The sequence below is a fragment of the Saccharococcus thermophilus genome, assembly GCF_011761475.1.
GTDB classification, from domain to species: Bacteria; Bacillota; Bacilli; order Bacillales; family Anoxybacillaceae; genus Saccharococcus; species Saccharococcus thermophilus.
The window spans coordinates 833,405-855,707 of record NZ_JAASRS010000001.1 but is presented as its reverse complement, the minus strand read 5'-3'; the positions used below and the strand labels follow the sequence as shown (position 1 = coordinate 855,707).

At 44.5% G+C, this 22,303-nt stretch carries 17 protein-coding genes; 2 read left to right on the top strand and 15 right to left on the bottom strand.

Going from position 1 to position 22,303, the window contains the following annotated elements; genetic code table 11:
- The first annotated feature begins 285 nt into the window (after window positions 1-285).
- Window positions 286-1,641, top strand: coding sequence for an arsenic transporter (locus tag BDD39_RS04505; RefSeq protein WP_166908525.1), 1,356 nt, complete (start codon window positions 286-288; stop codon window positions 1,639-1,641).
- A gap of 389 nt (window positions 1,642-2,030) precedes the next feature.
- Here BDD39_RS04505 and BDD39_RS04500 read toward each other — a convergent pair whose 3' ends face one another.
- A complete protein-coding gene (locus BDD39_RS04500; protein ID WP_166908523.1) occupies window positions 2,031-2,345 on the bottom strand; it encodes a hypothetical protein in 315 nt (104 codons plus the stop codon).
- A 14-nt stretch (window positions 2,346-2,359) separates the two neighbouring features.
- Complete coding sequence (locus BDD39_RS04495; protein ID WP_166908521.1) at window positions 2,360-2,560, bottom strand: hypothetical protein; 201 nt, start codon at window positions 2,558-2,560, stop codon at window positions 2,360-2,362.
- Window positions 2,561-2,767: 207 nt separating this feature from the next.
- On the opposite strand from BDD39_RS04495, the gene BDD39_RS04490 reads away from it, so the two are divergent.
- Entirely contained in the window at window positions 2,768-2,893 is a 126-nt protein-coding gene (locus tag BDD39_RS04490) for a YjcZ family sporulation protein (RefSeq protein WP_166908519.1), read from the top strand.
- A 277-nt stretch (window positions 2,894-3,170) separates the two neighbouring features.
- Here the strand turns inward: BDD39_RS04490 and mutL are convergent, their stop codons facing one another.
- From mutL to BDD39_RS04425, 13 genes are all read right to left on the bottom strand, one after another.
- Window positions 3,171-5,018 (bottom strand): DNA mismatch repair endonuclease MutL, encoded by a 1,848-nt coding sequence (gene mutL, locus BDD39_RS04485; protein WP_166908517.1) that lies wholly within the window; start codon window positions 5,016-5,018, stop codon window positions 3,171-3,173.
- A 13-nt stretch (window positions 5,019-5,031) separates the two neighbouring features.
- The gene (mutS, locus tag BDD39_RS04480) at window positions 5,032-7,614 is read right to left on the bottom strand and encodes a DNA mismatch repair protein MutS (RefSeq protein ID WP_166908515.1); all 2,583 of its coding nucleotides are present in this window, start codon (window positions 7,612-7,614) and stop codon (window positions 5,032-5,034) included.
- 388 nt (window positions 7,615-8,002) lie between these two features.
- A complete protein-coding gene (locus tag BDD39_RS04475) occupies window positions 8,003-8,512 on the bottom strand; it encodes an acetone carboxylase subunit gamma (RefSeq protein ID WP_043904193.1) in 510 nt (169 codons plus the stop codon).
- Window positions 8,513-8,521: 9 nt separating this feature from the next.
- Window positions 8,522-10,792 (bottom strand): hydantoinase B/oxoprolinase family protein, encoded by a 2,271-nt coding sequence (locus tag BDD39_RS04470; RefSeq protein ID WP_166908513.1) that lies wholly within the window; start codon window positions 10,790-10,792, stop codon window positions 8,522-8,524.
- Between the two features lie 17 nt (window positions 10,793-10,809).
- On the bottom strand, window positions 10,810-12,969 hold the full coding sequence (locus BDD39_RS04465) for a hydantoinase/oxoprolinase family protein (protein ID WP_166908511.1): 2,160 nt from the start codon (window positions 12,967-12,969) through the stop codon (window positions 10,810-10,812).
- Window positions 12,970-14,188: 1,219 nt separating this feature from the next.
- On the bottom strand, window positions 14,189-14,749 hold the full coding sequence (gene cotE, locus BDD39_RS04460) for an outer spore coat protein CotE (RefSeq protein ID WP_166908509.1): 561 nt from the start codon (window positions 14,747-14,749) through the stop codon (window positions 14,189-14,191).
- A 180-nt stretch (window positions 14,750-14,929) separates the two neighbouring features.
- Window positions 14,930-15,367, bottom strand: coding sequence for a YlbF/YmcA family competence regulator (locus BDD39_RS04455; protein ID WP_166908507.1), 438 nt, complete (start codon window positions 15,365-15,367; stop codon window positions 14,930-14,932).
- 1 nt (window position 15,368) lies between these two features.
- A complete protein-coding gene (gene miaB, locus BDD39_RS04450; RefSeq protein WP_166908505.1) occupies window positions 15,369-16,940 on the bottom strand; it encodes a tRNA (N6-isopentenyl adenosine(37)-C2)-methylthiotransferase MiaB in 1,572 nt (523 codons plus the stop codon).
- Between the two features lie 186 nt (window positions 16,941-17,126).
- A complete protein-coding gene (locus BDD39_RS04445) occupies window positions 17,127-17,993 on the bottom strand; it encodes a 2-oxoacid:ferredoxin oxidoreductase subunit beta (protein WP_166908503.1) in 867 nt (288 codons plus the stop codon).
- A gap of 2 nt (window positions 17,994-17,995) precedes the next feature.
- A complete protein-coding gene (locus BDD39_RS04440; RefSeq protein ID WP_166908501.1) occupies window positions 17,996-19,732 on the bottom strand; it encodes a 2-oxoacid:acceptor oxidoreductase subunit alpha in 1,737 nt (578 codons plus the stop codon).
- A gap of 155 nt (window positions 19,733-19,887) precedes the next feature.
- Window positions 19,888-20,805, bottom strand: a complete 918-nt coding sequence (locus BDD39_RS04435; protein WP_166908499.1) for a dipeptidase — start codon at window positions 20,803-20,805, stop codon at window positions 19,888-19,890.
- 311 nt (window positions 20,806-21,116) lie between these two features.
- The gene (gene spoVS, locus BDD39_RS04430) at window positions 21,117-21,377 is read right to left on the bottom strand and encodes a stage V sporulation protein SpoVS (protein WP_003251598.1); all 261 of its coding nucleotides are present in this window, start codon (window positions 21,375-21,377) and stop codon (window positions 21,117-21,119) included.
- Between the two features lie 128 nt (window positions 21,378-21,505).
- Window positions 21,506-22,300, bottom strand: a complete 795-nt coding sequence (locus tag BDD39_RS04425; protein WP_166908497.1) for a TIGR00282 family metallophosphoesterase — start codon at window positions 22,298-22,300, stop codon at window positions 21,506-21,508.
- Window positions 22,301-22,303: the final 3 nt, after the last annotated feature.

Genomic DNA, 22,303 nt, shown 5'->3' with positions numbered 1-22,303 from the left:
CCATCTTGTTTTCTATTAGCTCTAGATTTTCTCCGCCATCCCAATTTTAAACACAGCATCATAAAAATCAATATTTCGATCATCTATCATCATTTATCTCTACTATACATTCATCTATAGTCATTGCTCTCTACCGTACATTTTTACTAGCGAGACAAGAGTACATATTAGATAAATTAGGTCTATTATCCAGTTCCTTCTTGATAGGGATGAATATGAATATAGTAAATCAAACAGATAGGGTCAAATGGCTCAAGACCCTTGAAAAAACAGGGAGGAAAAATAATGAGTTTCGAAATTGCAATGACCATTTTTGTGTTCATTATGACAATGTTAGTCATATTTTGGAGACCAAGAGGCTTAAATGAAGCGTGGCCAGCGTCGATTGGTGCGGGGATTATTTTACTAACAGGCATTGTATCACGCGGAGATATTTTGGATATTATCCATAAAATCGCTGGCGCATCGATTACCATTATTGCAACGATTGTCATGGCTGTCATATTAGAGAGTTTCGGTTTTTTCCACTGGGCAGCCGCACGACTTGCAAATTTGGCTAAGGGTTCAGGCTATCGCCTATATTGGTACATTCAACTGTTATGTTTTTTGATGACCCTTTTATTCAATAACGATGGCAGCATCTTGATTACGACCCCGATTTTAATTTTACTTCTAAAAAACCTCCAGCTAAAACCACATCAACAAATTCCATATCTCTTGACTGGAGCACTGACTGCAACAGCCTCTAGCGCACCTATTGGGGTAAGTAATATCGTCAATTTAATCGCATTGAACATTATTCACATGACACTTTATATGCATACAGCCATGATGTTTGTACCAGCAACGTTAGGACTGTTGTTTATGTCTTGGTTGATGTACGTAGTGGTAAAGAATAAATTGCCAAAAACATTGCCAAATACCGCATATGATATAGAGGGAATCTTTTTTACTAAACATTTCCATCCGTTAAAAAGAACAATTTCTGTCGAAACAAAACGGAAACGTACCCAATTTATGTTGAAGGTCTTGCTGTTTGTCTTTGTGATCCGTTGTCTACTCTTTGTTGCATCTTATCTCTCTATCCCAATTGAAATCGTTGCGGTACTCGGATCACTCGTCCTGCTTGTATGGAGATGGTATCATTTGCGCACCAATCCCGTTGATATCTTGAAAAAGACTCCTTGGCACATTCTTATTTTCGCATTCTCCATGTATGTCATTATTTACGGACTCCACAATGTAGGTCTAACAGCGATGCTTGTGAAAATATGTGAACCGATTGTAAACCAAGGATTGTTCTACGCGAGCTTTATCATGGGGGGATTAGTGTCCATTCTATCTAACTTCTTTAATAATCACCCTGCTTTAATGATCGGAACCATCACCTTGACGGAAATGGGCCTGGATCCTATTACATTAAAGACGATCTATCTCGCGAATATTATTGGCAGTGACATGGGATCTTTGTTATTGCCTATCGGGACGCTTGCCTCCCTTATTTGGATGCATATCCTAAAACAAAATAAGATGAAAGTAACATGGAAAGATTATTTAAGCGTCTCGTTGATTGTCATACCATTAACAACCGTTGTCACGTTGTTTTTATTATTCTATTGGGTGCAAATGGTTTTTGCCTAATGAAAACCATTCTGTACTCATCGTGGCTGTATAAAACGAAGGATAACGATGGCTGGTATTATCCCTCTTGTGTAAGGGCCATACTGTCTTACACAGGAGGGATATATTTATGGAATTTTAAAAACGATGCCTATATCCTCGAGAATGGAAAGTGGCAAACGATCTCGTCCTAAATATATGCACTTCTATAATCCTCAGCAGACACTTAACTACCTTAGACGAACGCAATATCGGGCAAAGACAGGTATAGAATAAGCGATAGTGGAATAAGACATACAAAAAAAGACCTTATATTGGTCTTTTTTCTGTGGCCTAAAAATCAACACGGAAATATAGCGGATCCCATCTCACGGCTTTCGCTTTGAATGACGAATTTGTGCCCAATGAAATCAACCTACTTTGTCATTTTTTGGCCCTTTCAACTGTTCCATCAACTGTTTACACCACTCAAAATCTCTGGTCGCCAACGCTAGATCTATCAATGTATCAAAATCCTCTTTTGTCATTGGTGACTTACTTTTGGCCGGGATTAATTCCTCTATCGTACAAATTTTTCGCCTATTTAATCGTTTCCCATTGTAATCTTGTACAAATTCGATTACGCAATAAGAATCAATAATTCGATCAACATAACCCAATGCACCCTCTAATTGTTGTTCATCCCCCGTATAATAAACCCAATCGCCGATTTTTAATTTTTCCATCTTATCACCCTTAATTAACAAAAAAAATTGCTATTGTGTTTCTTTTTGCATATACTTGCCAACAACATTGGTAAAACACGAAATAACTGAATAACGTCCAGCGCCGGACCACTTGCTTCTCCTTTTTCCATCCATACAAACATTTTTGCCTTTTCAAGCTTGGCATAATCCTCTTCACTAAGTTTGTACTTATCTTTTTTAGCCAGTTTATTCAACAAACTCCATTTCGTTCGTTCCTTTATAAAACTCAATGCTTAAATAGTTTAATTATCGAAAATGTCCTTCCGGAACAACGAACTACTGTGCTTTTAAATAACAAAATAATCAACATTCGCGGAAAATTATAGGAGTCCAATCAAACTGATAAAAAATCCTATATTATAAACTAAAAAACTAAAACAAATAAAATGGAGGTGTAATTAATGAGCTTTGCATTAATCGTCATCCTGTTCATCTTATTAATTATTGTTGGTTGTGGTTGTACGTTCAGGGGCTTTGGCGGTTATGGCTGTGGTGGTTATGGACCAGGATTTGGATTCTGGTACTAATCCCCTCCCCCTGCTTATGAGGATTTGAGATGCTTACCCTTGCCGTTATTGTCGAGCTACAAGTAACATGGTTGAACGAGGCGCACAAAAAGACCGATTTATTTCGGTCTTTTTTGTGTGGTCTCAGCTTGCCGACAAATTTGACAAACTGATAATGGATACATAAATACACATAAAAAAGCCCACCCACCTTGGAAAATATAGTGGCCAAAACGTGATCAAATGCTAAAAAATACAGCGCAACCCCTTGATGCAACAAGGGTGTTGCGCTAATGTGTTACATCACCCGCTTAAACATTTTCTCCAGCTCATACGTGGAAAAATGAATGATGATTGGACGACCGTGCGGGCATGTAAACGGATCGGTCGTTTTGCGCAGCGCTTCTAGGAGAGCGAAAATTTCGTCGTCGCGCAAGTGTTGGTTCGCTTTAATCGACCGCTTACAGCTCATTAAAATCGCAGCCTTTTCACGCAGCTGTTTAATGTCAACTTTTTTCATGTCAAGGACTTGTTGGATCATTTCTCTAATGATCTCTTCCTCTTCCCCTTTTGGAAACCACGATGGGTGGGAACGGACGATGAACGTATTATGCCCGAACGGTTCTAAAAAAACACCGCATTTCGCCAATTCCTCACGATGTGCGTCAATGAACACATATTCGTCTGTCGGATAATGAAACGTGAGCGGAACGAGCAATTCTTGCACTTCGTTTATTACTTCACCAACTTTTTCGCGAAAATATTCGTACTTAATGCGCTCTTGGGCGGCGTGCTGGTCAATGATGTAAAGCCCTTGTTCATTTTGCGCCAAAATGTATGTTCCGTGCATTTGTCCGATCGGGTAAAGCGGCGGGATGCGGTCGTTTGTGTGTTCCTGCTCGTTCTCCACCGTTTGCTCCACATGTTCCTCGGCTTCCATTGGCGCGTCATATTCGTTCATTTGTTCCCGTTCCTCTTCTGCCGGCAGCATCAGTGGGCTTTCTTCTTTTTCTTCCCTTAAAGAAATGGTTGGCTCTGGCTTTGTTATCTGTGCGAGATTTGGCAAAGGCGGCTCTTTTACCACATGCTCAAACGTCCATGTCGCTTGCTCTGTTTTCGGTTTTGCTTCCTGGCGGCTTACGGACATCGTTGGAATAAGCGTGCGCGTCCGGAACGCTTTGCGAATCGCCTCGGTCACAAGCTCGTTCAGTTCCGCTTCTTTGCTGAAACGTACTTCTAATTTCGCTGGGTGAACGTTGACATCGACTAAAATCGGATCCATCGTAATCGATAAAAATACAATCGGATAGCGGCCGATCGGCAGCAACGTATGATATCCAGCCTCAATCGCTTTCATAAGCGGAATATTGCGCACATACCGTCCATTGACAATGGTAGAGATGTAGTTGCGCGAGGCGCGCGTCACTTCGGGAAGGGAAATGTAGCCTTTGATCGTAAAATCAAGCGATTCCGCCTCAATGGGAACCATCTTTTTCGCGACATCCATGCCGTAAATCGCGGCAAGCACATGGCGCACATCGCCGTTACCGCTTGTGTAAAGCAGCTGCTTCCCATGATGGCGGAGGCGGAACGAAATATAAGGGTGCGCCATGGCAAGGCGGTTGACGACATCCGTAACATGGCCGAGCTCGGTATGAATCGTTTTCATATATTTTAAACGGGCTGGGGTGTTGAAAAACAAGTTGGATACGGTAATATCGGTTCCTTTGCGGCTTGCGGTCCGTTCGTGTTTCACAAACTGACCGCCTTTTAAGACAATTCGTGTTCCTGGACCGTCTCCAGTACTTGTTTTCATTTCCACTTCCGAAACGGAAGCGATGCTCGGAAGCGCTTCGCCGCGAAAGCCAAGCGTACGGATGCGGAACAAATCGTGTTCATCTTTAATTTTGCTTGTCGCATGCCGTTCAAAAGCAACGAGGCAATCCTCTTCTTCCATGCCTTCCCCATTGTCAATGACACGGATTTTCGCCAGCCCCGCTTCTTCCAGCTCAATTTCAATGACCGTGCTGTTGGCATCAATCGCGTTTTCCACCAGTTCTTTCACGACGGAGGCAGGGCGCTCGACGACTTCCCCTGCAGCGATTTTGTTGGACAATTGGTCATCGAGCTTGCGGATTTTTCCCATTGCGACGCCTCCTTTACTTTAATAGTTTTTGAATTTCGTATAATTTGTTTAACGCTTCAAGCGGCGTTGTTTCCAGTAAGTTGACGGATTTTAATTCCTCAAGCGCCTTTTTCTCTTTTTTCGATAGACGGGATTCTTCTTTTGCAGGCTGCTCTTCAGCAAACATGCTGAGCTGTTCGAACACCGCTTCGTTCTTGCCGATTGGCTGTTCTTTTCTCTGCTCTTGCTGCTCAAGCTCGGCTAAAATTTCTTTCGCGCGCTGAATGAGGGAAGATGGCAGCTCGGCAAGCTCAGCAACATGAATGCCGTAACTTTGGTCGGCCGGCCCTTCTTCAATTTTATGAAGAAAGACGACTTTGCCGTTTTCCTCAACGGCGCTGACATGAATGTTTTTCAATTTTGGAAGCGACTGTTCCAAATCGGTTAATTCGTGATAATGTGTGCTGAATAACGTTTTCGCGCCAATATGATCATGAATGTATTCGATGATCGCCTGGGCTAATGCCATCCCGTCGTATGTCGACGTGCCACGCCCGATCTCGTCAAACAAGATGAGGCTGTTTTGCGTTGCGTGCACGATCGCATTACGCGCTTCCAGCATTTCGACCATAAACGTGCTTTGCCCAGACACTAAATCATCCGCCGCACCGATTCTCGTAAACACTTGATCAAAAATCGGGAGCACTGCTTTATCTGCCGGTACAAAGCAGCCGATTTGCGCCATAATCGCCGTCAACGCAATCTGCCGCATATAGGTGCTTTTTCCGGACATGTTCGGTCCGGTAATAAGCAATAATTCCCTCTCTTTGTTCATATAGCAATTGTTCGGTACGTATGTTTGCGTTCCGAGCACTTTTTCGACGACAGGGTGGCGCCCTCCTTGAATATAGAGAACGCGATCGTCGGAAAACTGCGGTCTTACATAGCGCCGCTCTTCGCTGACGGTAGCAAACGACTGCAGGACATCGAGCTCGCTCACTGCTTTCGCCAGCGATTGCAAACGCGGAATATATTGTTTGACGCGTTCGCGGATATCGACAAACAATTCGTATTCAAGTTCCATGCTTTTTTCTTCCGCTTCTAAAATGAGCGCCTCTTTTTCTTTTAATTCCTGGGTAATAAAGCGCTCGGCGTTGGCGAGCGTCTGTTTACGCTCATAACGCCCTTTTGGCAGCAGATGAAGATTCGGCTTCGTCACTTCAATATAATAACCAAACACGCGGTTATAGCCGATTTTTAACGATTTAATTCCGGTTAGTTCCCGTTCTTTGCTTTCTAACTGGGCAATCCATGCCTTTCCGTTGCGGCTGGCATCGCGATAGCGGTCAAGCGTTTCATTGTACCCGTCTTTAATAATATTCCCTTCTTTCACCGATAGCGGCGGATTGTCTTGAATCGACCGCTCTAACAGCTCGACAAGCTCCGCACAAGGATCAAGCTTGTCAGCCAGTTGTTGTGTCTGATCATCGGAAAGATTAGCGACGATATTTTTTAACGTCGGAATTTGCTCGAGCGATTTTTTTAGCTGAATTAAATCGCGGGCATTCACATTCCCATAGGCGACGCGGCCGGCGAGCCGCTCGATGTCATATACTTCGCGAAGACGTTCGCGCAGCTCTTGGCGCTCAAAATAATGATGAATCAGCGTTTCTACCATATGTAAGCGCCGCTCGATTTGTCCGCGGTCTAAAAGCGGGCGATCAAGCCATTGTTTGAGCAATCGTCCGCCCATCGCCGTCACTGTTTCATCAAGAAGCCACAGCAGTGAACCTTTCCGCCCTTTGGCGCGGATGGTTTCCGTCAGCTCTAAATTTCGTTTCGAATATAAATCGATTTTCATGTACTGATCGACTTGGTACACTTGAACAGCCTGCATATGATCGAGACGACGCTTTTGCGTGCGGATAATGTAATGAAGAAGACGGGCGAATGTGATTTGCAGCTTGTCCTGCGCAAGCCCGCCGGCGATCGCCGCAAATCCTTCCGGCATCTTCGTCTCATCTTCGTACGAGATTGTCACTCCATATCGTTCTTTCAATAGTTGCTGCTCGCTGATTGGAAAATCGCTAGCAAGGACAATTTCTTTCGTCCCGATCGCATACAGTTCGTTCATCACGTCTTCAAAAGAGGCAAGGATCGTGATGCGGTTTTCCCCTGTCGATAAATCCGTATAAGCAAAACCATACGTACCATCATCAAACATTGTCACCGTCGCCAAGTAGTTGTTTTCCTTATCCAGAAGCCCTTTCCCTTCCATCACCGTGCCGGGAGTGATGAGCTGGACGACTTCGCGCCGGACGACGCCTTTGGCCGTTTTCGGATCTTCGACTTGCTCGCAAATTGCGACTTTATAGCCTTTGGCGATCAACTGCTCAATATATCCTTGCGCCGAATGATACGGAACACCGCACATCGGCACCCGTTCTTCACCGCCGCCATCGCGGCTTGTCAGCGTAATTTCCAGTTCCTGCGCCGCTTTGATTGCGTCGTCAAAAAACATTTCGTAAAAATCGCCAAGACGAAAAAATAAAAAGGCATCTGGATATTGTGCCTTAATGTCTAGATATTGCTGAATCATTGGCGTATATGTAGCCATCGTTCTCCTCCAACCTTGCAATGTTTCTTTTTACTTCATGCAAAAAACGTTCTTTATCAACGAATTTAGCGGCCATCTTGTCGTTTACGGCGTTTTCCGTTATTCCGTGTATCGCCATCAAAATAAAGCCGCTAAAAAAAGTATCTTCGCAATTCGTTGCATCCGTGAAATCTTGTCTATGTATCTAGTTTCGAACAAATATAGAAAATTTTTGAATGCATTTATGCATCATGATGTGTTTCAACACGTTTCATTATAACATATTAATGAAGAAAAAAAAGAAAGTTCGAATTCTGACTTCCCCTTTCTAATCATGATCCTCTCCCAACTTACATTCCAAACGCGATGCATAAAAACAGACGGCGGTCAAAAACCGCCGTCTGTTTTTTTATTTCGCCTGCGGAAGCGGGCGCTTTAGCCATTCTTTATAGAACGTATCAATATCAGGCTCGAAATCTTTGATGACCGGATACCAAGGCGTGACCGCTTCTACTTCAAGCTGGGTCGCACAGCTAGGGCAATAATACTCACGGAGCACCTGCCATTCCGGATCTGGCGCCATCAATTTCGGATACAGTTCCGCCATTTTTTCCACTGTATCACGAACATAGATGAGCGCATGAAGCTTCCAGTTGTCGCTTGCCTCGCAAAATTCATATCCACAATCACACTTTACGATGCGCCGGCCATCCGGCTTTTGAACAATATAGAGATGAAGGCCGGCCGGAAGCAAAATCGGATCATCCCACGGCACTCTTTCTTGAAGGATGCTGATATATTTGTCAAACCGGTCAACGTCTTTATAATTGGAGAGCATTTCTTTTAATTTGAAAAAATCTATCGTGCCGTCGATTAATTCTTCTATCGTTTTGCGATCGTATTTATCGTACTTTTCCATGTTTTCACCTCATTTCAGCTTATTGATTTTTGTTCCGAATACTGGAATGCCCAATTCCTCTTCTGTCAATTTCCAATCTTCCGGCAAGTTCCAGAACGACTTAAACTCATTATAAAATTTTTCACTTAACGCGAAAGAGCTCGCATACATGTGACGTACTTGTATCGCAGCGTCTTTGTTGATAATTTTCTTTCTTTCCTCTTGCATCCATTGTTTTGTCGGCACCCCTCGTTTCAGCCGCTCTTTTCTCATTTCTTCACGGCGTTTCTTCGTTGCTTCTTCATCAACGATATATCGCCCTTTTTCATCTTGAGTGAATACCGCTCCATAAACACTTTCGGCGAAACGAGGAAGAATATGGCCTTCGTTTAAATCATCTTCAATCATTTTTGGTTTCCGCTCTAGCGGATCGCCAAATCCTGGACCCCCACGCAAATAGTTCAAATATAGATCATAGTTTTCAAAAATCGTTTCCGTCGTAATCGCCTGCTTGTCACGGATAATTTCTTTTGCTTCCATCAGTTTTTCATATTGCGGATTATCCGGATCAGGGTCACCGCCAGTCGGAATCGGCAGTCTCTTTTCGATCCGTTCTTTTAAGTTCGTGCCATGGGCCTCAAAACGGTATCCCGCTGCGGCCGGATAACCGCCCATCAATCCACAGTCACTCGAGATGTAACCGTTGCCCATGAAGAACATCGTCCAGTCTTTTGCCCCATACACCATTCTCAACGATTCATAGCCGTTTCCACCGCGGTATTTTCCGTGGCCTCCTGTATTCGGCTTAACGCTTCTTCCGAGATAAATGAGCGGTTCTGCCAGCTCCCAGATTTCCATGTCGCCCATATCGCCTTCCGGATTCCAAATCGCCGCGGCGTGGCTGATTCCGTCTCTTACCGCGCTCGCGCCAACACCTTCAGCAGCTGACTCGAAGCTGTTGACGGCATGGTTTTCATTGAACTGGTTGTAGCCTCCGCCCTGCAGCCAGTTGGATGTATTGGCGTTTCCTGCGTTGACTTCTTCGAGATAACCGCGGGCGAAATAGTTGCGGCTGAGTCCACGCCATAACGGGCTCCACGCAGATACAAGGAAATGCCATGCGTAGCTGTGCGCAGTGCGAATATCGTCTGGATTTAGCCATGAACCGTACGGCAGATCAAACTTACTTGCATAATACGCTCCATCATTGACCCGGTCGTTCGGAATGAGCGTTTGCGACATCATAACCCAGATTCCGCTTGTAATTGAAACCGGTGTCGCGTTGTAGCTATGCCATCCCCATCGATTAACCCCTTCAAAGTCGATTTCAAACTTGCCGTCCTTATGAACGATGATCTCCGTCGGCGCGTGCATGATCGTGTTCACACGGGCATATGGAGGTACATCCAGATTTTTGTACGGTACGTCTACAAAGGAAACTTGACGATATCTTCCTGGAATAAGCAGCGTTTTTACTTGGTTGATAAAGCCTCGGCGCCCCTCTTCGATCACTTCGCGGATAAATTGTTTGTACGTGTCGACTCCTTCTTCTCTTACAATATCAAGAACAAGATCGCGGATCATGTGGCAGCCGGCTATGCGCGTCCGTTCGTCAAGCAGCCAGTACTTTGTCGTGCGGACCGAACGCTGACTTTCAATTAACCAGTCTTTTAGCAGTGTATCGTTTTTCCCGATTTTGCGGCAGGCCACTTGATAACCGTCATCGTAACGGGTAACCGGACCGACCGTCATGCTTCCAGGTGCTGTTGCGCCAACATCGATAACGTGAGTAACTCCGCCAACCCAGCCAATCAGTTCTCCTTCGTAGAAAATTGGCACGATCGTATGAACGTCACACGGATGGACGTTTCCGATCTGGCAGTCATTGTTACAGAAAATATCGCCATCTTCAATGCCAGGGTTCTCTTCATAATCATTTTTAATCATAAATTTGATGGCGGCACCCATCGTGCCAACGTGAATGATGATTCCGGTGGAAGTAACGACGCAATCACCTTCAGGAGTGTAAAGTGTAAAGCATAATTCACCTTCCTGCTCGACAATCGGCGATGCGGCAACTCTTTTCGCCGTTTCCCGCGCATGTACCACACCGCCGCGCAGTTTGGAAAAGATCTTTTCATAACGGATCGGATCGCTTTCTTTCAGCGGAAGTTCTTTCAATCCTGCGTAATGTCCAGTCAGCTGGCTAAGCCGATCGATTTCCTCCCGCATTTCTTTGAGCGTTTTTCCATTCCACCCGATCGTTTTGCGTTTTTTCACCTCTTTTACGTTCATCGCCATGATCGATCAACCTCCTTTTAAACTTCTTTCAAATGGAAAATGCGATGTTGGTCAAGATATGTTTCAAATCCCGGCGGAATGACAAATGTCGTAGCCGGAGATTCAATGATCGAGAACGCTTTAATTTTGTTGCCCGGCTTCAGTTTTTCCATTTCCCAAATATCCGCTTCGATCCATTGGCCTTTCCAATACACTCTGCGCTTGCCAAGATACGCTTCTTTCGGTGGTGTTTCACCCGCAAACGGTTCTACCGGGATTTTCGGTTTCGGCACTTCGACGATTCCCCGAACGATTGCGCCTGTGATGCTGTAACCGAGCTCTGGCGATTTCGCCGCCTTGGCGTAAACTCTCGCGTACGTGTCTTCGAACGCGTTCACAAGTGCATCCCAGTCATCCACGTTCTCGAACGCTTCGATCGGCGCTTCAATTTCCAAGTCGTTTAATTGCCCTTGGTACTGCATGCGGAAATAGAGACGGAAATCAACTTCTTCTTTGCTGAACTTGCTCTTCTCAAATTCGGCTGCCACTTTCTCCTTCAGCTCATCCCAAGCGGCCTGCAGTTCTTTTCCGGCTTTTAGTTTTTCATCGTCGCTGGCACCGTCATTGACGTTAATATCGAGCGTTTTATCATAACGATATTCAAAATCAGCGGCACCACAACCGAACGCAGAAAATCCTGCCGCCCACGCCGGTACGAGTACATCTTCAAAACCAAGTCCCTTCGTATAACCCGCGGTATGTAGCGGACCGCCTCCTCCATATGAGAAACATACATACTGGGACGGTGAATACCCTTTTCCTAAAATCATGGATTCAAGGTAGTTGCGAAGCTGTGATTCAAGCAGGTCAATCACGCCGTACGCCGCGTCTTCGACGGATAATCCGAGCGGATCAGCGATCTGTTTCTTAATCGCTTCGTATGCGCGCTCTGGATAGAGCTTGACTTCCCCGCCAAGAAAGTTATCCGGGTTGATCAGTCCGAGAACAACGTGGCAGTCCGTTACCGTTACCGTGTCCACGCCGCCTTCCGAATAGCACACACCGACTCTCGATCCAGCACTGTCCGGGCCAAGTGTCAATGTTTTATAGTTCGGATCGATTCGGACATAGCTTCCGGCTCCCGCTCCGACGGTATCCATAGCGACAAGCGGCAGTGAAAGTACAAGACGTGCCATATCCGGGCTTGTGTTGATGCTCAAATCCCCTTGGGTGATGAGCGCTATATCAAAGCTCGTTCCTCCAATATCCGAGCAGGCAATATTGCGAATGCCAAGCTTCTCTCCAAGGTATTTCGCGCCAATGACGCCGCCGATTGGACCAGAGACAAGCGTTCTTGCCAATTCGTTCGCCCGCGTGCTGATCGTTCCGCCATGGCTTGCCATCACGCGCAAATCAAAATTAGCTCCATGATCTTGTAACATGTTGTTAATTTTAGTCAACGTTTCGCGCGAAGGATCGGCCGCATACGCTTCAATGATCGTCGTATTTGTCCGATGCGACTCTTTTCTGACTGGATAATAATCAACTGACGCAAATACAGGAACTTCTTTGCCGACTTTCTTCATGACTTCTTTGGCGATATCTCTCACTCTTCGCTCATGATGAGGATACTTGTAAGAATGAAGCAAGCTGATGACAATTGCTTCCACATCTAGTTCGAGAAGTTCCCTTACAGCTGGTTCCACTTCATGTTCGTAAAGCGGAATGACAACGTTTCCAAATAAGTCAACCCTTTCGGTTACACCTCTTGTTAACTCTCTAGGCACAAGCGGCGGATCATAACGGTGAGTATTGATGTGCAAGCGATCCGAGTAAGAATAACCAAGATATGCTTGGATCGCACGGCCCATTCGGTGGAAATCTTCCATCCCTTTGTTAACGATCAGCCCGACACGGCGTCCCTTCCTCGAAACGAGCCGGTTTAGCATCGCGGTTCCCGAATAGACTCCGGCAAGCAGTTGCGGAAATTGCTCTTCAACGGTTGTACCCCAGTAAGCGAGCGCATCCTTCGCGGAATTTAAGAGGCCTATCGATTCGTCTTCCGGCGTGGATTGCGCTTTCCCGACGACAAACTCACCGTTTTCATCAATGATAAATGTGTCTGTCATCGTCCCGCCGGCATCAATCGCAAGAATTTGCGCCTTTCTTTTTACCGCTGTTTTTACCGCTGTTTTCATTTTTTCATCCCCTTCCTACATGTTAATTTGATAGCATCGTGATATTTTATAAGAGTGGTTATAATGATGGATCTAAAAAATGGAATAGTATACTAGAACATTTCATCTAAACTAGGAAGCATAATGGTAGAATATTTTACTTACGCGCAAAACCTTTTTCGCGTCACCCCCTTTATCTCCCGTTTGCACAGAGCAATCTGTACAAGATGATTTGCTCTTGATCTCATCCTATAACTAAACATCATCACCTCCTTCAATGGATATTAGAGAAAGGGATGACCGTGAATCACGATATTAGAAAAAATATTTACTACTACTATGCTTGCAGACAGAAAAATGATTTCAAAACATGGCAAGCATATGTGTTCAATAACGAATGAAAAATATAGTTTTTGAGTATTTTTAATCTATCTATGTTAAAAAATGGATAAATACTGTAAAAATCATCAGGGAAAAGACTGTGCACTTTTCGAAAGGAACGGACAGTTAAAAAGTAAGTTATGAAGCTTGTGAACGAAATAACTGAAAATCGTTGCTGGATGACATTGGACCATAAAAGAGATTTCAGTGAGCGGAACCGTTGCTTCGTTCAGTAGAACAATAGGAGAGCCATGATGTCTGGCGTTAAATCAGAAGAGTTGGTTGAGGCAGTTCAATGAATGGAACCGTTGCTTCAATGACTAAAACAACTGGAGAGCATCAACGCCTGCTTCATCAAAAGCGCTTTTTGCCTCCTCAATTCTCGCTTTCGATAGGAAATAGAGGATCAATTTAACACATTTCAAAAATCTTTAAGATTTATATGGCTTTTATACTAGATTAATTTTGTATTAGTATAACCTATTTGTTAAATAGAGTAACACATATAAACGTATATGTCTACAGAAATTTTTTATTTTTTGTAATTTTTTAATTTATTTTAATATGTTCTATAGAAAATGACTAAGTTCGAAAATCCTTAAGTTTTGTGTGACTTTTTATGCTAGATCTAGATTAATTCCTATTAAATAAAATAACATATATAAATGCATATGTCTACAAAAAATTTTTATTTTTTATAATTTTTTAATTCTTTCGAATAATATTTATAAAAAAATACTAAATATAACGTAAATTTTGATACAAAAAATTCCCATTAGGTCGTGCTGAACAATGGCAAGTTATATTCTATTGCTTTTCAACCCAAAAGAAAAAACTAGGAAGATCTTCCTTCCTAGTTTTACTCTTCATCGCCAAGCAATAAATCTGGGCTTAAATCTTCTAATTCTTCATCCAAATCGTCTTCCTCGAAATCATCTTCGCTGCTGCAGCCTTCTGGATTGACCGCCACGCATACTTTCGTTTCGCCAATGACTTCAGCGATAAATTCCCGCTCTACGTCGACGACGATTTTATTGCCGTTTGGCGAAATGGTGCATTCTAGGCAGTTTGGCTGCTGAATGACACGGACGATAATGTCTGTATCATCACTAATAATGTCATCATCGTCGCGGTATTTTAATCTCACCACATCGGTATAGGGTACTGTTTCTGTAACAACTTCTGTTTTTGTATTGTTGTTGTACGAATACCAAACGTTAACGTCATAGTGCCCATGGATTTCTACTGTCCTGTCACTTTTTTTCGCATCGTAACGATGGTTAATAATCCAGCACCCTAAAATGCTTGACGGACGATTTGGCGCCGTTATCGTGTGTGTGGACTGCGTAAATTTACGTCCTTTCCCGACAACCGCTTTTGTAATAATTTCTCTGTATTCTGTTTCTCTGTGTTCAGACATATAAGAAACCCTCCTCAAATGAATCTTCATTTCATCCTATGCATGATTTCGCCTAATGTGCACATAAGTTTATCAATCATTCCGTATAGTTCCATTGTATGCAGGATTTCCGTCGGATGTGCCTACTTTTTCGGCCATAAAAAAAGACGCCCTTCCTCATGAAGGACGTCTCGTCATTGGTTAATGGCAGCCGCAGCCGCCGTTTCCGCTATAGCGTATTTGCGCACCTGTCTCGCCGCGCAATACGTCGCCGCCAGTAGAAGCGATAATCTCATCGGTCACCGTATTGGAGATGGTAGAAGCGACGAGTTGCAGCAGGTCGTTCACTTCCGTTTGCGACTGTTGAAACTCGCTAACAATTGGAATTTGTGAAAGCTCTTCATAAATCGCATCGATTTGTGCTTCTACTTTTTTCAGCGCTTCATATTTTCCATAGTGTTTTAAGTTGACAGCTTGTTTTTGCAATGATTTAATTTGTTCAATCATCGTGCGCACTTTTTCGTTTTGATGGATCTTTTCTTCAGCGCGCTTAAAAAAGTCGACTTCCTCGGTTTCGGCAATCATTTTCGCCAATTGTTTCGCTTGCGCTAAAATGTCATCGCGTGTATACTTTGCCATCTTATTTCACCTCGATCGCTTCTTCTACCATTTCCCCGTTTAATGTCCATGTTTTCGCTTCGGTAATCCGCACTTTGACAAGTTTGCCAATCGCCGATTTCGGACCGATGAAGTTGACAAGCTTGTTTTTCCGCGTATATCCGGCGAGGACATTCGGGTTGTTTTTGCTTTCGCCTTCGACTAATACTTCAACAACTTTTCCTTCGTATTCCTTCATTTTCCGCGCCGAAATTTCATTGACCAGCGCGTTTAGCCGCTGCAGCCGCTCTTTTTTCACTTCCATCGGCACGTTGTCAACCATTTTCGCTGCCGGTGTGCCTTCGCGCGGCGAATAAATAAATGTGTAGGCGGAATCAAACTCGACTTCGCGGTAGAGCGACAGTGTTTCTTCAAATTGCTCTTCCGTCTCGTTCGGGAAGCCGACAATAATATCGGTTGTTAACGCAACGTCTGGAATCGCTGCTTTAATTTTGCGGACAAGCTCTAAATATTCCTCGCGCGTATATTTCCGGCCCATTAATTTCAATATTTCCGTGCTGCCTGATTGCACCGGCAAATGAATATGTTCGACTAAATTGCCGCGTTTGGCGAGCACTTCGATTAAACGATCGTCAAAATCGCGCGGATGGCTTGTGGTAAAGCGGATGCGCGCAATATCGATTTTGCGAAGTTCGTCCATCAAATCACCAAGGCCATATTTCATATCGGTGAAATCTTTACCGTAGGCGTTGACGTTTTGGCCGAGAAGGGTGATTTCCTTATAGCCTTGGGCGGCGAGATGGCGCACTTCTTGGATAATGTCTTCTGGGCGGCGGCTTCGTTCTTTTCCGCGCGTATATGGAACGATACAGTACGTGCAGAACTTATCGCAACCGTACATAATGTTCACCCATGCTTTAATGTTGCCTTTGCGCGCTTTCGGAAGATTTTCAATGACATCGCCTTCTTTCGACCATACTTCGACAACCATTTCTTTCGACATATATGCTTCATGCAAAATGTATGGCAGGCGATGAATGTTATGCGTTCCGAAAATCATGTCAACGTATTGATATTGTTTCAAAATTTTATTGACGACCGATTCTTCTTGCGACATACAGCCGCATACGCCAAGAAGCAAATCCGGATTGTTTTGCTTGAGCTGCTTTAAGTGGCCGATCTCGCCGAACACTTTGTTTTCCGCGTTTTCGCGAATCGCGCACGTATTCAATAAAATGACATTCGCATCTTCCGGACGGTCGGTCGGCTCATATCCAAGCGTCATAAAAATTCCTGCCATGACTTCGGTGTCATGTTCGTTCATTTGACAGCCGTACGTGCGAATATAAAACTTGCGGCCTTCGCCCATGCCGCGGAATTGTTCTGGTATGGTGAAGTCTTTAACATATTTTACTTCTTCTTTTCCGCGTTTTTTCGCTTCTTTTAAGTTAGGCGGAATAAACACACTCGAAAAATATTTTTCGTAATCCTTGCTTGTTTTTTTCTTTAGCGCATCCAATGCGGATTTTTTGTCCGTTGGATGGTCAGATGTTTGAATTTGTCCTGTTTGTTCTAAACGTTGTTTTTCGTTCATAATGATCTCCTTTCTATAAAAACTGCAAAAAACATGATGTTCTTCACATCATACACATTATCATAGTATATAATTGAGAACAAATTTAAACAATACTTTTCTTGTTCCCTTTCATACGGAACATGCTATCATAACAAAATGACTCCCAACTAGGCAATACCTAATTGGGAGTGAATCATTTCCAAATCACATAAATTCAGAAACTAATTCATCGAATTTTTCTTTGCTTAATTTCAAGTCTGCTTCGGCAAGCGGTGTTTCGCTATAACCGTGAAGCAGTTCTTGATACGATTTTTGTTCCTTATTTTGATAAATGAGCCCCGTTACTAGTCCTTTATATTTCATCACCGTTTGCATCGCCATGGCGCGGTCGGACGGGTCATATCCTTCAATGTCGCTTACTTTCACCAGATGTTCTTTAAACCAGTCGTATGTGTTTACCTTGTTATACGTTACACACGGACTGAACACGTTAATAAGCGAAAATCCTTTATGTTTGATTCCTTCTTCAATTAAGCTTGTCAGCTCTTTCAAATCGCTTGAAAAGCTTTGTGCCACAAAGGTTGCACCGGCGCTTAACGCGATTTCCATAATCGAAAGGGCCGGTTCGACCGAGCCTTGCGGAGTGCTTTTCGTTTTAAAGCCGACATCGCTGCGCGGCGATGTTTGTCCTTTTGTCAAGCCGTAAATTTGGTTGTCCATCACAATATACGTGATGTCAATATTGCGGCGGATCGCATGAATGGTATGGCCCATGCCGATCGCAAATCCGTCGCCGTCACCGCCAGCGGCAATAACCGTTAGATCGCGGTTGGCCATTTTCACTCCTTGGGCAAGCGGCAACGCGCGGCCGTGGGTGCCGTGAAAGCCGTACGAATGAATGTACCCGGAAATGCGCCCAGAGCAGCCGATTCCGGAAATGACGGCGAGCTGATGCGGCTCAAGCCCGACGTTTGCAGCGGCGCGCTGAATGGCGGCTTGTACGGAAAAATCGCCACAACCTGGACACCAGTTTGGTTTTACATCGTTACGAAAATCTTTAAATGTTGCCATGTTTATAACAACTCCTTGCATTTTGTATAAACTTCATTCGGCAAGAATGGATTCCCGTCGTATTTCAAAACGCTCACCATTTTCTCCGCGTGTCCGACATTCATTTTGAGGATGTTGGCAAGCTGGCCTGTCGCGTTTTGCTCGACAACAACGACTTTTTTCGCTGCTTCGACAAGCGGCAGTACTTCCTCTGTCGGGAACGGATGGAGAAGACGAATGTGCGCATGGTTGACTTTCACGCCGTCTTGTTCAAGACGCTCGATCGCTTCCTCGATCGCGCCGCGCGTCGAGAGAAAACCGACGATTAATAAATCGGCTTCTTCGTGTTTGACGTTTTTATGCACTGGCGTCTTAAATTGGATATGTTTTAGTTTGCGTAAGCGTTTTTCCATCTGTGCCTTGCGGTTTCCCGCTACCTCGGACGGTCTTCCTGACTCCGCATGCTCGACGCCGGTGACATGATGGATGCCGTTTGGCACTCCCGGAAGCACGCGCGGTGAAATGCCATCTTCGGTAATTTCATAACGTTTAAAATCATCTTTTTTCTCTAGCGGCGGCAGTTCACCGGTAACGAGTTTGCCGCGGCGGATTTCAATTTTATCGTATTCTAAAGGCTCAACCGTCTGTTTGCCAAGCGACAGCTGCAAATCAGACAAGAAGATGACCGGACATTGATATTCTTCGGCAAGGTTAAACGCTTCGATCATATCGTAAAACGCTTCTTCGACCGTACTTGGCGCCATGACGATTTTTGGAATTTCACCGTGTGTTCCGTAAATCATCGCCAATAAGTCCGATTGCTCCTGCTTTGTCGGCAATCCTGTACTTGGTCCGCCGCGCTGCGTATCAACGATGACAAGCGGCGTTTCTGTCATTCCGGCAAGCCCGATCGACTCCATCATCAAGGAAAGGCCAGGACCTGCAGATGCTGTAAACGCCCGCGCGCCGGCATAGTTTGCACCAATCGCCATCGTACATGCGGCGATTTCATCTTCCGTTTGAATGACAGCTCCTCCTAGTTCCGGAAGTTTTTTAATTAAATATTCCATAATTTCCGATGCCGGCGTAATCGGATAGGCCGCCATAAACCGCGCACCGCCAGCTAGCGCACCTAAGGCAATCGCATCGTTTCCGATCATAAACATCCGCTTTTTGCCATCTGCTTTTGCCAGTTTCATTGTTTGCATGCGATCGCCGAGCTGTTCCTTCATATATTGAGCGCCTGCTCGAATTGCTTCCATGTTCTTGTCTACGACCTGCTGACCTTTTCGGCCAAAAATTTCTTGTACTACTTCTTGAAATACGTTGATATCAAGGTCAAGAACTGCGCTGGAAGCGCCAACAGCGACCATGTTTTTCATCAACGATGTTCCTAAATTGGTCGCAATATCAGTAAACGGAACGGCATATAGCGTAACGCCCTCGCTTTCCGGAATCGTCGGGTTAAACTTCGCATCAGCAATGACAATTCCGCCGTCGCGGAGCTCATGAAAGTTAAAATCAATCGACTCCTGGTCAAACGCTACTAATATATCAAGATCATCAGCAATCGAGCGAACCGGTGTCGTACTGACACGAATTTTGTTGTTCGTATGCCCCCCTTTAATCCGTGAAGAAAAATGACGATATCCATATAAATAATAACCAAGACGGTTTAGCGCAATGGAGAAGATTTCCCCGGTACTTTCGATCCCTTCTCCCTGCTGTCCTCCAACTTTCCATGAAAGTTGATGAATCATTTCCTACACCCCTTTAAGTTCGGTCAAAAAATTACAATTATAAGTGTAGCACTTTTCCAACAAAATCACTAGACTTTTCAGATAAATGATTTTCGTTTTAACACCTTTCCCAGATCCATGCGTCCCAATGTTTCAACCATTTCCGCCGCAATCGATCACTGTGGCAAATGGTCATAGAAATTGCGGAATAAAAACCGCTCTACTTCCTCTTCGGAATAATGTTTCTGCAGCTCATTGACTAGGTTGGCGTAGTCGCGCACCGTATCGAGCCCGCTGACCGTTTCCTCGATTCCATCAAAATCCGAGCCGAATCCAACGTTTCTTGCCCCCCCGAGTGAACACACATGTTCTAAATGGCGAAGCACATCAGTGATCGAAGCTTTTTCTTTTGTTAAAAAATACGGAACAAAGTTAATGCCGATCATGCCATCTTTTGCAATAAGCGCCTTAATTTGCTCATCACGCAAGTTGCGCGGATGCGGACAAAAGCGATATGTATTCGAATGAGAGGCAATCGGAAAACGCGCGATTTCCAGCACATCCCAAAACGCTTTTTCCGATAAATGGGACACGTCGACCCAGCGTTTTGCGGCATTCAGCTGCTCGACGACCTGTTTTCCGAATGCGGTCAGCCCTGCCCCACGCTGTTCCCAGGCCCCGTCCGCTACGGCATTGGACCAGTTCCACGTCAGCCCGACAGACGAAACCCCGAGACGCAGCAAGGTTTTTAATTTAACCATGCTTGTCCCAATAACATCGCATCCTTCGAGCGTCAGCATTGCCCCGGTCTCATTTTCTCCCAACGCGTCAATGTCGCGTTTCGAACGGACAAATTTCATCGTTGGAAACCGACCGATAACTTGTTCAAAAAAAATATCGACCATTTCCAGCGCAACGGTAAACTGCGCTTCTTCCGGAACCGTTTCTGGTATGTAAATGGCAAAACACTGCACTTTGACCTTGGCCTCTTTCAGTGCCGGTAAGGTGACGTGAAGCGACTTGCCATCTTCGAACGATAACGAGCGATCGATCCATAACTTCATTAGCACGTCACAATGCGCATCGAAAATCATACCTATCCTGGTTACTAAAATCTATAAAAATCGACTCATCGCGATGGAACCAGCCAAACTGCTTACCGCCCGGATTCTCACCGAGTTCCATCAGGAATGGAATCCCCCTTGTCATTCACCTATTGTGAAAGACACCCCGTGGCTCGCTGTCAGCGACGGCGCCTGTCGTGCACCATTCCTTCCATCGTTCAGTACACGACAGCGATTTTAGCAACCAGGTCTACACCTCCTTTATAAAGTAAAAATAACCTGCCTGCCTTCTAAATGAAGGCGCCAACAGGTTATACCTCTATCATCAAAGCTTTGCACTATTAACGAGGTTCTACAATTAATTTAATCGCCGTGCGCTCTTCTCCGTCAATAATAATATCTGTAAACGCAGGAATACAAATGAGATCCATGCCGCTTGGTGCCACAAACCCTCGTGCGATAGCTACTGCCTTGACGGCTTGATTTAATGCACCTGCACCGATCGCCTGGATTTCCGCCGCCCCACGCTCACGCAATACCCCGGCAAGTGCACCAGCTACAGAGTTAGGATTCGACTTTGCTGAAACTTTTAATATTTCCATTTCTAGCTCCTCCCTCGTTTCCTCCTGAAATTTATCGAAAAAAATGATTTCATTGTTACTATATTCACTGTTTTGACAAGTATTCCTGCCGAGGTAATAAATATTTTTAAAAATTTTTAAAACGGAGACTATTCAAAATATGGATGGTCATCATTGATGATAATCCGCTCAATTTTATTCGCCCGCCCTGTTTTTACGTTCACATCAATGAGCACGGCATTCAACTGGCTTCTTCCTTCTTTTACTTCAAAGCGGACAGGTAATGATGTTAAAAATTTTCTTAATACCACTTCGCGATCTACTCCTAAAATGCCATCATATGGGCCGGTCATTCCAACATCGGTAATATAAGCCGTTCCTTTTGGCAAAATACGGGCATCAGCCGTTTGCACGTGCGTATGGGTACCGACAACGGCGGAAACCCTTCCATCCAAATACCAGCCCATCGCTTGCTTTTCACTCGTTGCCTCCGCGTGAAAATCAACGAAAATAATTGGCGTGCGCTGCGCCGCCTCTGCGATTAGCTCGTCGGCTTTCTTGAACGGGCAATCGATAGCCGGCAAAAACACTCTTCCTTGCAGATTAATGACGGCCACTTCCATGTGCTCTATTTGTATATAAACGATCCCTTTGCCAGGAACTCCTTCCGGAAAATTCGCCGGCCGCACTAATGCCTTTGCATCGTCAATAAATTCAAATATATCGCGTTGATCCCATGCGTGATTGCCAAGTGTGACAACATGGATTCCTTGTTCAAGAAACGTACGGTAAATTTTTTCGGTAATTCCTTTTCCACCCGCAGCATTTTCCCCATTTAAAATAATGATGTTCGGTTTATGTTTCTCCTTTAGCTTTGGCAAATATTGTTCTACCATTTTTCTTCCTGGTGAACCGACAACATCGCCGATAAATAATAATCTCATTAT